Raw genomic sequence first — 11,457 nt, 5'->3', positions numbered from 1 at the left:
CATTCTGTCCAAGTGATGGATCTTGTGGTTTTCATAGGCGCTGCCTATTGTGGGTGCATGCAGTTGCCGCAACTGAAATCCTTCGTCACAGTCTGTGACACAAGGCACTTCACCAGGGCCGCCGAACTGCTCCACGTCGCCCAACCCTCGCTGTCACAGCAGATCAAGGCCCTGGAACACGAACTGGGCACCCCCCTGTTCCGCCGCGCCCGGGGCAACATCACCCCCACCGACGCCGGAGCCGCGTTGTTGCCGGTGGCCCGCCGCATCCTGGCCGACACCGAACTGGCCTACCGCGAAGTCGCCGACACCGTCGACCTGCGCCGCGGCCGCGTCCGACTCGGCGCACCACCCAGCCTGTGCGCCAGCCTCGTACCCGACATCTTCCGCGTCTTCCACGACCGCTACCCCGGCGTCGAACTCACCGTCGACGAAGGCGGCTCGCAGGACCTCGTGCGCACCCTCACCGACGGCGAACTCGACCTGGCACTCATCATCACCCACCAAACCGGCCGCCCCGCCGCCCTGCGGGTCGCCGAACTCCTGCACGAGAACCTCGTCGTCGCCTCGGCCCCCCAACTCCCACCCCCGGGCAAACGCGCCCGCATCACCGTCGCCGACCTGCGCGACCAACCCCTCGTCATGTTCCGGCGCGGCTACGACCTCCGCGAATCCACCATCACCGCCTGCCGCGAAGCCGGATTCGAACCCACCTTCACCGTCGAGGGCGGCGAGATGGACGCGGTCCTGGGTTTCGTCCGCGCCGGGCTCGGCCTCGCCGTCGTCCCCAGCATGGTCGCCGAACGCTCCGGCCTGCGCATCACCCGCTTCACCCGCTCCGGCCCGGAACGCACCATCGCCATCGCCCACCGCCGCGACGTCCAACCACCCCGAGCCGCCCGCGAACTGCACCGCATGCTGCTGGAGCACCTCCGCTCGGCCGACGCCAACGGCGAACTCCCACCCGAGACCACCCTGCTGGCCGAGGCCTTCGCCCCGGCCGAATGACCGCCGCCGCCCGAGAACACGTGTGCGCTGACCGTTGTCTGATATATACATAGCGTGTTCACGGGAATCGCATACGGGCTTTGGATCGCGGCGGTGGCGGCGACGGCGGTGATCCTGCTTCCGGCGACCTCGGCGGCGGTGGCCATCATCGACTGCGGAAACGGGCAGGTGCGCAACCTGGACATGCTGACCACCGTCGGCAGATCCGGTGGGGGAGCGGGCGAACCGGCCGAACGCGCGATCGCGCTGTCGATCGAGAACCGCACCGGAACCGATCTGACCCATGTGGAGGCTCGGCAGGCGCTGGACGGCGCCCTGGCCGGGAGTGAGATCGTGCGGCGGCCCGAGACCAGTCACGGCAGCGTCGAATACGACTCGCGGGGTCTGATGTGGCAAGGCGACCTGTCCAGTGGGCAGCGGGTCGGGGTCAGCTACGCGGTGACCGTGCCGGACAAGCCGGGCGGCGGGTTCCACCAGCTGCGGCCCGGGTCGCGGTTCCAGGCGACGCTGTCGTCGACGGCCGCCGAGTGCGCGTAGCGGTTTCCCGGTCGCGGCAGGTGTTCTCGGTGCCCGAGCTGGGTAACGGTGGGGCATCGATACTTTGTCCGCACGCATCAAGACCTTGGTGGGGCGAGCGGTCGCGAGAGTCAAACCCGTTGCGGTGACACGGGAGACGCTCACCCAGATCGCGAAGATGACCTTGGCGGCGGTGGCCGCCTGGGCCATCGCGGAGCAGATTCATCCGCCCCAGTCCTTCATCGCGCCCTACGCCGCGGTGTTCGTCATCAGCGAGACCGTCTACCGGTCGCTGGTCCAGATAGGACGACAGCTTGTCGTCGTGGTGCTGGGGATCGTGCTGGCGTTCGGCGTCGCCGCGACGATTCAGTACTCCGGGGCAGCGCTGGCGGTCGCGGTGGCGGTCGGCATGCTCATCGGTCAGTGGCGTCGCTTGGGGGACGACGGAATCTGGGTGGGCACGATCGCTTTGCTGATGCTCACCTATGGGACCGCCGACGATCCCGCCTACCTGTACCACCGGATCGTGGAGAGTCTGGTCGGCGTCAGCGTCGGTGCCGTCATCAACATCCTCGTGTTTCCGCCGGTTCAGTTGCGGCAGGCACATCGGGTCGTCGGTCAGGTCAGCGACATGACCATCGCGCTGTTGACGGCGATCGGTGACGGGCTGCGAGACGGGTGGGATCACGAGACCGCGCGAAGCTGGCAGCATCGCAGCCAGAATCTGCAACGCGATGCGCGTGGTGCCGAGGAGTCGGCCAGCCGCGGGTATGAGAGCACGCGGTTCAACCTGCGCCGCCTGACCCGGTCGCCGCGCGCCGCGACTCCGCATTCCTATGTGGCGGCGGTCAGTGTGCTCAGCGATGTGAACACCGAACTTCGTCGTATCGCCGACGCTCTCGTCACCGCGACCGACCCGCACCAGCCCGACGGGTGTCCCAGCGGGGACTTCAACGGGGCGTTCGCCGAGCTCCTGGACGACCTGGCCACGGCTCTGGAACGCTATCGGCATCCGCTTGGGCCGCATGACGAACAGGCCGAGGCCGGGGTTCGACACGGCGTGCGGCGAGCCGCGCAGTTGCGACGTCAGATCATCGGCGACGGCGGTGACCATCTCGGCGTCCAGGGCATGCTGGTGCTGGCCGCCAACCGGGCCTTTCACCGGTTGCGGGACGAGAACCAGGACGGCTGAGCCGAGTCAGCGAGTCCCGTAGCGCAGTGACAGGTCGGAGCACTCCAGACACACCTGCTCCGGGATCAGGCCGGTCTTCATCAGCACCGCGAACATCTTGCAGCCCAGGCAGAACGCGAACACCGACTCCAACGTGGCCGCCACCGCCAGCGCCCCCAGCACGATCCAGGCCGCCGTGTGCAGACCGAGCCCCAGCGCCAGGACGGCGGCGGTGACCGAGAAGACCACGCCGATGCCCTGCGCGAACCGCTTGGGCGGACCGGCGACCCATACGGGTTCGACCGGGAGTCGGGGGGTGATGAAGCGGGTGACGAGCTGGCCCAGCGGGCTGAGCGTCGGGCCGGTCAGTACTCGCGCGACGAAGCCGTAGGCGATGACGGCGGTGAGCCAGGGTTGGTCGAAGGCGATCGCCGCCACGCACATCAGCACCACCCCGCCCGCGACCAGGCGCGCCGAGATCTCGTTGACCGGGTTGGGGAAGGCGAACAGCCTGCCCACCACGGTGTCCGAACGTGATGCGTTCATCGACGAAACCTATCTGATTAGTAGGGATAGTGTCGATGACGCGGGTCACGATGGTGGACGTGTGAGGCTCAGGCCCACTTGCCCCGGACGTGGCCGATGTGGCGGCGCATCAGGGATTCGGCGCCCTCGGCGTCACGTTCGGCGATGAGGTCGACCAGGAGCAGGTGCTCGGCCGCGGAGTCCTTGAGCTCGTCGCCCTCGGCCAGCCGGGACAGGCCCAACAGCCGGGTCTGGGTGCGCAGCTGGGAGATCATCTCGACCAGGCGTGGGTTGTCGTTGTAGGCCAGCAGTTCCAGGTGGAAGATCCGGTCGGCCTCGACGTACTGGCCCAGGCTCCCCTCCAGGGCGAAGTCCACTATGTCCTGCGCCAGGCGGCGCAGCTTCGGGAAGTCGGCCTCGGGGATGAGGGAGACCACCCGCCGCACCGTCGGGGGTTCGATGAGCAGCCGCAGCTCAGTGATGTTGTCGAGGTCGGCGTCGGAGACCTCGGTGATGCGGAAACCCTTGTTGGGCACCGGGGTGGCCATGCCCTCCTTGATGAGGTCCAGCATCGCCTCGCGCACCGGGGTGGCCGAGACGCCGAACCGGGCGCACAGGGTCGGCGCCGAGTACACCCTCCCGGGTTCCATCTCGCCGGAGACGATGGCGGCCCGCAGCGCGTTGGCCACCGTCGCGCGCAGGCTCTCGCGCTTCTTCAGCGAGGTCAGGTGGGAGGCGGCGGTCATGGGACTCCTTGTGGGAGCGGGCTGGAATGTCATATTTCACAATACCGGGTCAGGGCTAATACGCAGGTCACGGCTATTGACTCGACCAGTGTCATGTGACATTGTATTGAACCTCCTGGAACCCACACCCCAATTGGGCGAGACGGGAAGGCCAAGACATGCAGCACGAGACCCGGGTGGCCATCGACGTCGGCGGGACGTTCACCGACGTCGTCACGCTTCGGCCCGACACCGGCGAGTTCCGGTTCGAGAAGGTCCCCACCACCCCCGAGGCCCCCGCGCGCGGCGTCCTGGACGCCTTCGGCGCGGCCGAAGTGGACATGCCGGACGTGTCGATGTTCAACCACGGCACCACCCTGGGACTGAACTCGCTGCTGACCCGCACCGGCGCCAAGGTGGCCGTGGTCGGCACCCGGGGCTTTCGCGACGTGTACCTGCTGGGCCGCACCAACCGCGACGTCATGTACGACATCGCCTACCGCAAACCCGAACCGCTGCTGGAACGCTACGACACCTTCGAGGTCGCCGAACGGTCCTATTTCGACGGCACCGTCGCGACCCCGCTGGACGAGGCCGACGCGGCCCGCGTCGCCGCCCAGATCGGCGAGCGCGACTACCAGGCCGTCGCGGTGGCATTCCTGCACTCCTACGCCAATCCGGCGCACGAGACCCGGATGCGCGAGATCCTGCTGGAACACTGTCCCGACGTCGAGGTGACCGTCTCGCACGAACTGTCCCGCGAGTACCGGGAGTACGAGCGCACCTCCACCGCGGTGCTGGACGCCTACATCAAGCCGATCGTCCGGCGCTACCTCGCCGAACTCGACGATGGACTCACCGACGCCGGATTCGGCGGCCGGTTCCTGATGTCGCGGTCCGGTGGTGGCGCCATGACCGCCGAGGCCGCCCGGGAACAACCGGTCAACCTGATCCTGTCGGGCCCCGCCGGCGGCGTGGTCGGCGCGGCCGGGTTCGCGAAACTGTTGGGGCGCCCCAATCTCATCACCATCGACATGGGAGGAACCAGCCTGGACGCGTCGCTGGTTCTGGACTCCACCCCGGTCGCGCACCAGGGCGCCGAGTTCGAGGGGATGCCCATCAACACGCCCTCGCTGTACATCCACACCATCGGCTCGGGCGGCGGCTCCCTTGTGTACCTCGACGACGCCGGGGCGTTGCAGGTCGGCCCGAAGAGCGCCGGGGCGGTACCGGGTCCGGTGGCCTACGGTCGCGGCGGCACCCGGCCCACCTTCACCGACGCGGCGCTGGCCGTCGGTTACCTCGGCGCCGACACGCCGCTGGGCGGCACACTCGCTCTCGACGCCGACGGTGCCCGGGAAGCGTTGCGGCCCATCGCGAACCAACTGAACTACTCCACCGAGGAACTCGCGCGCGGCGTCCTGCGCATCACGAACACGAAGATCATGGGCGCGGTACGGGCGATCACCGTGGAACTCGGCCACGACCCCAAGGACTTCGCGCTGCTGTCCTTCGGCGGCGCCGGGGGACTGGTCGCCGTCGACGTGGCCCGCGAACTGGGCATCCCCGAGGTGGTCGTGCCGCCGGGACAGGGCGCCTTCTCGGCGCTGGGCATGCTCATGGCCGACGTCCAGCACGACCTGTCCCGCACCGCCGTCACCGCCCTGGCCGATGTGGACCTCGACGGGATGGGCGCCGCCTACGCCGACCTGGAGGCCGAGGCCGCCGTCCAGCTGGAACACGAGGGCTTCGCCCCCGAAGCCCGGCGCTACGAACGCAGCGTCGACGTGCGCTACAGCGGCCAGGAACACTCGGTCAGCGTCGCGTTCCCCTCCGCTGTGGACGACACGATCGCCGTGATCGAGGCCGAGTTCGCCGAAGCCCACCGACGCCAGTACGGCCACGTCATGGACGACCCGGTCGAGATCACGACACTGCGGCTGCGCGCCACCGGCGTCGTCGACAAACCCGAACTCCCGTTGGCGCCCAAACGAACCGGCGAACCACTGCGACCGCGCGGCAGTCGGGTGGTGCACGAGACCGACGGCTCCACCGCCGACTACGCGCGCTACGCCCGCGAGGACTTCGCCGCCGGAGACGCCTTCACCGGACCGGCCGTGGTCACCGAGCACACCGCCACGACGGTGCTGCACGACGGCGACCGGCTCGACGTCGGGCCGCACGGCGAACTCGTCATCACACTCGGAAGGGAAACGGCATGAGCGACGCGGTAACCCTGGAGGTCATCCGGCACGGCCTGCTGGCGGCGGCCGAGGAGGTCGCGCGAAACCTGTGCCGCACGGCCTACAACACCGTCGTGTACGAGATCCACGACTACGGCATCGGCATCCACGACGCCGCCGGAGACGTGGTCGCCGACGCGCCCGGCATCGCGGTGTTCACACGCGGCAACGACCACGGCATCAAGAAGTCCATCGAGTTCCTGGGCGTCGAGACCATGGAACCCGGCGACGTCTTCCTGCTCAACTATCCCTATTGGTCATCGGCGCACACCCTCGACCCGCTGGTGTTCGCGCCCATCCACATCGACGACGCGCTCATCGGCTTCGCGTCCTGCCGGGTCCACGTCCTCGACCTCAACCAGAAGGACCCCGGCTACGTCCTGGACTCCACCCACGCCAGCCAGGAGGGCCTGGTCTTCCCGGCCGCGAAACTGTACCGGCGCGGCACCCCGAACCAGGACATCCTCAACCTGATCCGCTTCAACTCCCGGATGCCCGAACGCACCATCGGCGACATCCAGGCGCAGGTCGCCGCCTGCCACGCCGGAGTGCGACGCACCCAGGAACTGGCCGCGAAATACGGCGCGGACGCCCTCACCGCGGCGATGAGCGAGATCAACACCCACGGCGAGAAACTCGCCCGCATCGGACTGTCCACACTACCCAAAGGCACGTGGAGTGCCACCGACTTCCTCGACAGCGACGGCATCGACACCGACACCCTCGTCAAACTGCACGTCACGGTCACCATCTCTGACGAGGAGATGGTGGTGGACTGGACCGGCTCGGCCACCGGCGTCAAGGGCCCGATCAACGTCCCCCGCGGCCAGACCGAAGCGCTGTCCAGCCTCATCTTCAAGTCACTGACCACACCGGACACCCCGGTGGTGGCGGGCAACTTCGCGCCGCTGCGGGTGGTCACCGAACCGGGTTCGGTCATGCACGCGGTACCACCCATGCCGACCTTCACACTGTGGACGGGCCTGTTGGCCGGTGAGGTGATCCTCAAGGCGCTGGCCCAGGGCATGCCCGACCGGGTGCCCGCCTGTTCCGGCGGCGACGTCTGCTCGATGATGGGCCTGGGCGTCAACCCGCGCGACGGACGGCAGTGGCTGGAGGCCACCAACGAGGCGGTCGGCTTCGGCGCCTCGGCCTTCGCCGACGGCGAGGACGGGATCATGCACCTGTCGGAACCGGGCTGCCGCAACAACCCCGTCGAGGTGCTGGAGACGAAGTCTCCCATGATCATCGACCACTACGGGTACCGTCCCGACACCGGCGGACCGGGCAGGTTCCGGGGCGGCGTCGGAGTGTCCCGTGTGTACCGGTTCACGGCGCCCTCGACCGGGATCTGCCTGGTGTACAAGACGAAGTCGCCACCGTGGTCCATCGACGGCGGCGGCGAGGGCGTGCCCAACCGGATGGTCCGCAACGCCGGAACCGAACGCGAGAAGATCCAGGCGGGCAGCTACAACCGCCTCGACGCGGGCGAGACACTGTCCAATCAGACCGGTGGAGGCGGCGGCTACGGCGACCCCTTCCACCGCGACCCGGCCGCGGTGGCGCGCGACGTCCGCAACGGTTTCGTGTCAGCCGAATCGGCACTCAAGTCCTACGGCGTGGTCGTCAACCCGGACTACACCGTCGACGAACCCGCCACCGCCACCGCGAGAGGGAACTGACCATGGGCATCACCATCACCAACGCGGTCATCTTCGACGGCACCGACTTCACCGAAGGCGGCGTGCGGATCATCGGCGGCGAGATCGCCGAGGTCGGACAGGTGTCGGTGGGGGAGAAGGTCATCGACGCGGCCGGACGCACCCTCGTGCCCGGCCTCATCGACGCCCACTTCCACGCCTACGGCATCTCCGTCCACAACCTCGAGTTCGAAGCCGGACCACTGTCCTATCTGGCGCTCAAAGGGGCGCGGCGGCTCGGGCGCGCCCTGCGACGCGGCTTCACGACCGTGCGCGACGTCGCCGGAGGCGACATCGGACTGTCCCGCGCCATCACCGAAGGACTCATCGACTCACCGCGCTACCTGTACACCGGACCGGCCCTGAGCCAGACCGGCGGCCACGGCGACGCCCGACCCGCCGACCTCGACATCTGCCTGCACGGCGGACACATGAACGAGGTCGTCGACGGCGTCGACGCGCTGCGCACCGCGGTACGGGAACGGTTCCGCACCGGCGCGCACGCCATCAAACTCATGACCTCCGGCGGCGTCGTGTCACCCACCGACCCGCTCACCCGGCCGCAGTACTCCGCCGAGGAGATCGCCGCCGTGTGCGCCGAAGCCGCCCGACGAGGCTCCTATGTGGCCGCCCACGCGTACTCGCCCGAGGCGATCCGCCACTCCATCGCCAACGGCGTGCGCTCCATCGAACACGGCAACCTGCTGGACGACGCGACCGCCACCCTGATGGCCGAGGCGGGCGCCTACCTCGTCCCCACGCTCATCGCCTACGACGCCATGGACCGGCGCGGCGACGCCATCGGCCTGCCCGCGGTGTCCCGGTCGAAGAACCGCGAGGTCCTCGACGCCGGACGCCACGCCGTGGAACTCGCGCACGCCGCCGGGGTCGCGGTCGGCTTCGGCTCCGACCTCATGGGCGACCTCGAGGACGACCAGCTGCTCGGACTGCGGCTCCAGATCGAAGCGTCCAGTGTGCTCGACACGCTGCGCTCCGCCACCACCGTCAACGCGAAACTGCTGCGCCGCACCGACCTGGGCGTGATCCGCCCCGGCGCCCGCGGCGACCTGCTGCTGCTCGACGGCGATCCCGTCGCAGACCCGGCGGTGCTGTGGGACGAATCCCGGCCCCGCACCGTGATCCAGGGTGGCGCCATCGCCACCTGAACCACAGGTCCGCCCCCGGACCGCGCCAACGAATCGGACCCCCCATGACCATCCCGCAAGCCCCGGCGACGCCCGACACCGAAGCCGTCGGCACGATCTTCACCCGCATGCCGCTGAACCGGCGGCACCTCATGGCCGGATTCGCGCTCTTCTTCGCCTTCGTCATCGAAGCCTGGGAGATGCTGATCCTGTCCTATATCGCCTCCGATGTGGAGGCCGAACTCCAGGTCGGCGACACCGCCATCGGATTCCTCATCTCGGCGATGTTCTTCGGCATGATCCCCGGCGCGCTCGCCTGGGGCGTGTACGTGGACCGCAAGGGCCGCAAACCCGCCTGCGTCATCAGCCTCGCCGCCTACGGCGTGATCTCGGCGGTCTCCGCCCTGTCCCCGAACTACTGGACACTATGGAGCCTACGGTTGCTGTCCGGGGTCGCGCTCGCCGGAATCCTGGTGACCGTGTTCCTGTACTTCGAGGAACTCATCCCGGTGAAGTACCGGGGCCGCGCCACGGTCTTCCTGGCCGCGGGCTGGCCGTTCGGCACCCTCATCGCCGTCGGCGTCGCCTCCGGATTCCTGGAGTTCGCGGGCTGGCGCTGGGTGATCGTGATCAGTTCCCTGTCCGGCCTGTGGGCGCTGGTGGTGTGGAAATGGGTGCCCGAATCGCCGTACTGGCTGGTCAAGAACGGCCGCATCGAACAGGCACGCGCCGCGATCACCTGGCTGTCCAACGGCGCGATGACGGTGGCGCGCAACCTGACCCTGGCCACCTCCGGAGCCATCGTGCCCGCCGGACCGACCAAACGCAAACTGACGATGTTCACGCTGGTCCAGATCATCATCAACTTCTCGCTGTCGTGGGGCTACTGGGGACTCCAGACCTGGCTGCCGGGCCTGCTGGCCGAACGGAACCTGTCGCTGCCCGACTCCTACGGGTTCATCGCGCTGTCGGCGGTGTTCATGCTGCCGGGGTACTTCACCGCGTCCTATATGACCGGGAAGTTCGGACGCAAGAAGACCTACCTGCTGTTCGTCCTCATGGGAACCGTCGGCGGCCTCACCTTCGCCTACGCCCCCAACCTGTTGTGGCTGTACGTCGGCAACTTCCTGATGTCGTTCTTCGCCCAGGGCGCCTGGGGCGTGTGGGACACCTGGCTCGGCGAGATCTACCCGACCGCCGTGCGCGGCAAGGGCTACTCGATCGGCATCACCGCGCAGCGCGTCGCCAACGCCATCGCACCCACCCTGATCGGATTCCTCGTCGCCAGCGCGATCGGCTTCACCCCGACGGTCGTGTTCATCGAGGCGTTCTTCGTCATCGCGCTGATCTTCGCGCTGTGGCTGCCCGAAACCGAAGGCGCCGAACTGGACTGAGTCACGCCGACGCTCACCGGTGTCACCGCCGGTACCCGGAGCGGCCCGGGTGCACGATCGCCACCGGACTGTGGGCGTGGTGGGCCAGGGTCTGGCTGGTGGATCCCAGCAGCAGCCCCGCGAAACCGCCGAGCCCGCGCGCCCCCACCACCAGCAGGAGCGCGCCCGCGGAGGCGTCCTTGAGGACCTGGCGGGGATCGCCGTGCGTCAGCTGGCGCAGGACCGTCACGTCGGGGTACTTCTCCTCCCAGCCCGCGAGCGAGTCGGCCAACAGCCGCTCCTTCTCGTCGGCCAGTTCGGCCTCGTCGCGCACCAGCGTGACGAGGTCGCCACCGGCCAGCGAAGCCGGGTGTCGCCAGGCGTGGACCGCCAGCAGCTCGGCGCCGCGCATCGAAGCCTCCTCGAAGCCGAACCGCAGCGCCTCGTGGGACAGGGTCGAACCGTCCACACCGACCACCACCCGGCCGTCGGGTGGGGTCGCCTCGTCCGCGCCGGGCCGGGCCACGAGCACCGGGCAGCACGCGTGCTCGACGACCTGGGTCGCCACCGAACCCAGCAGCAGGCCGGTCAGGCCGTTGCGGCCCCGGGTGCCCACGACCATGAGTTCACAGCTGCGCGACATGTCCACGAGGGTGTTGCTCGCGGTCAGGCCGTTGACGAGCACACCACTGACGTCCAGGTCGGGAGCCAGTTCACGGACCCGGGTGACCTCGGCTTCGAGCAGTTCACCGACGGCGCGCCGGACGGCCGCGGCCTCGGCTTCGGGGGAATCGGACCGAAGCGGCGCCAGGGCCAGGAACGCGTGCACGATGAGCAGCGGCCGTTGCCGCAGTCGGGCCTCGGTCGTCGCCCACCGCACGGCGACCTGACTGGCTGCGGAGCCGTCGAACCCGACGGCGACGGGAGCGGGAACTGGCATGGGAGGTTCCTCCGTTCGATGCGTACCGCCATCCTGTTCCCCTGGGCGCCATGGAGACAGGGCCTGAGGGGGCCGCCGTTCGAAGGACCTTGACGCCGCCGCCCAGGTAGT

Annotated in this window: 10 protein-coding genes; 7 read left to right on the top strand and 3 right to left on the bottom strand. The window is 68.8% G+C overall.

Annotated features, from left to right (window positions below; genetic code table 11):
• The first annotated feature begins 57 nt into the window (after positions 1-57).
• From SNAS_RS25840 to SNAS_RS33300, 3 genes are all read left to right on the top strand, one after another.
• The gene (locus tag SNAS_RS25840; protein WP_013020430.1) at positions 58-1,008 is read left to right on the top strand and encodes a LysR family transcriptional regulator; all 951 of its coding nucleotides are present in this window, start codon (positions 58-60) and stop codon (positions 1,006-1,008) included.
• Positions 1,009-1,062: 54 nt separating this feature from the next.
• Complete coding sequence (locus SNAS_RS25835; RefSeq protein ID WP_013020429.1) at positions 1,063-1,545, top strand: hypothetical protein; 483 nt, start codon at positions 1,063-1,065, stop codon at positions 1,543-1,545.
• 124 nt (positions 1,546-1,669) lie between these two features.
• Positions 1,670-2,716, top strand: a complete 1,047-nt coding sequence (locus tag SNAS_RS33300) for an FUSC family protein (RefSeq protein ID WP_013020428.1) — start codon at positions 1,670-1,672, stop codon at positions 2,714-2,716.
• A 6-nt stretch (positions 2,717-2,722) separates the two neighbouring features.
• On the opposite strand, the gene SNAS_RS25825 is transcribed toward SNAS_RS33300, so the two are convergent.
• Positions 2,723-3,241, bottom strand: coding sequence for a DUF4395 domain-containing protein (locus tag SNAS_RS25825; RefSeq protein ID WP_013020427.1), 519 nt, complete (start codon positions 3,239-3,241; stop codon positions 2,723-2,725).
• Positions 3,242-3,309: 68 nt separating this feature from the next.
• Positions 3,310-3,966 carry a GntR family transcriptional regulator gene (locus SNAS_RS25820; RefSeq protein ID WP_013020426.1) on the bottom strand — a complete coding sequence of 219 codons (657 nt, stop codon included), beginning with the start codon at positions 3,964-3,966 and terminating at the stop codon, positions 3,310-3,312.
• Between the two features lie 158 nt (positions 3,967-4,124).
• Here SNAS_RS25820 and SNAS_RS25815 point away from each other — a divergent pair, with 158 nt between their 5' ends.
• Genes SNAS_RS25815 through SNAS_RS25800 form a run of 4 tightly spaced genes read left to right on the top strand, consistent with a single transcriptional unit; the run spans position 4,125 to position 10,427 of the window.
• Positions 4,125-6,167, top strand: coding sequence for a hydantoinase/oxoprolinase family protein (locus SNAS_RS25815; RefSeq protein WP_013020425.1), 2,043 nt, complete (start codon positions 4,125-4,127; stop codon positions 6,165-6,167).
• Positions 6,164-7,870 carry a hydantoinase B/oxoprolinase family protein gene (locus SNAS_RS25810; RefSeq protein WP_013020424.1) on the top strand — a complete coding sequence of 569 codons (1,707 nt, stop codon included), beginning with the start codon at positions 6,164-6,166 and terminating at the stop codon, positions 7,868-7,870. Before SNAS_RS25815 ends, SNAS_RS25810 begins: the two co-directional genes overlap by 4 nt.
• 2 nt (positions 7,871-7,872) lie before the next feature.
• Positions 7,873-9,054, top strand: coding sequence for a metal-dependent hydrolase family protein (locus SNAS_RS25805; RefSeq protein WP_013020423.1), 1,182 nt, complete (start codon positions 7,873-7,875; stop codon positions 9,052-9,054).
• A 44-nt stretch (positions 9,055-9,098) separates the two neighbouring features.
• Positions 9,099-10,427 carry an MFS transporter gene (locus SNAS_RS25800; RefSeq protein ID WP_013020422.1) on the top strand — a complete coding sequence of 443 codons (1,329 nt, stop codon included), beginning with the start codon at positions 9,099-9,101 and terminating at the stop codon, positions 10,425-10,427.
• 22 nt (positions 10,428-10,449) lie between these two features.
• Here SNAS_RS25800 and SNAS_RS25795 read toward each other — a convergent pair whose 3' ends face one another.
• Positions 10,450-11,346: a universal stress protein gene (locus SNAS_RS25795; protein ID WP_013020421.1), complete on the bottom strand. Its 897-nt coding sequence runs from the start codon at positions 11,344-11,346 to the stop codon at positions 10,450-10,452.
• Between the last annotated feature and the right edge of the window lie 111 nt (positions 11,347-11,457).

Source organism: Stackebrandtia nassauensis DSM 44728 (assembly GCF_000024545.1).
Classification (GTDB): domain Bacteria; phylum Actinomycetota; class Actinomycetes; order Mycobacteriales; family Micromonosporaceae; genus Stackebrandtia; species Stackebrandtia nassauensis.
This window is presented reverse-complemented; position numbering and strand designations above follow the sequence as displayed.

Excerpts from the sequence above, each read along its gene's own strand:
- SNAS_RS25840 (WP_013020430.1), top strand. The coding sequence starts at position 58 with ATGCAGTTGCCGCAACTGAAATCCTTCGTCACAGTCTGTGACACAAGG.
- SNAS_RS25825 (WP_013020427.1), bottom strand. The coding sequence starts at position 3,241 with ATGAACGCATCACGTTCGGACACCGTGGTGGGCAGGCTGTTCGCCTTC.
- SNAS_RS25820 (WP_013020426.1), bottom strand. The coding sequence starts at position 3,966 with ATGACCGCCGCCTCCCACCTGACCTCGCTGAAGAAGCGCGAGAGCCTG.
- SNAS_RS25815 (WP_013020425.1), top strand. The coding sequence starts at position 4,125 with ATGCAGCACGAGACCCGGGTGGCCATCGACGTCGGCGGGACGTTCACC.
- SNAS_RS25810 (WP_013020424.1), top strand. The coding sequence starts at position 6,164 with ATGAGCGACGCGGTAACCCTGGAGGTCATCCGGCACGGCCTGCTGGCG.
- SNAS_RS25805 (WP_013020423.1), top strand. The coding sequence starts at position 7,873 with ATGGGCATCACCATCACCAACGCGGTCATCTTCGACGGCACCGACTTC.
- SNAS_RS25800 (WP_013020422.1), top strand. The coding sequence starts at position 9,099 with ATGACCATCCCGCAAGCCCCGGCGACGCCCGACACCGAAGCCGTCGGC.
- SNAS_RS25795 (WP_013020421.1), bottom strand. The coding sequence starts at position 11,346 with ATGCCAGTTCCCGCTCCCGTCGCCGTCGGGTTCGACGGCTCCGCAGCC.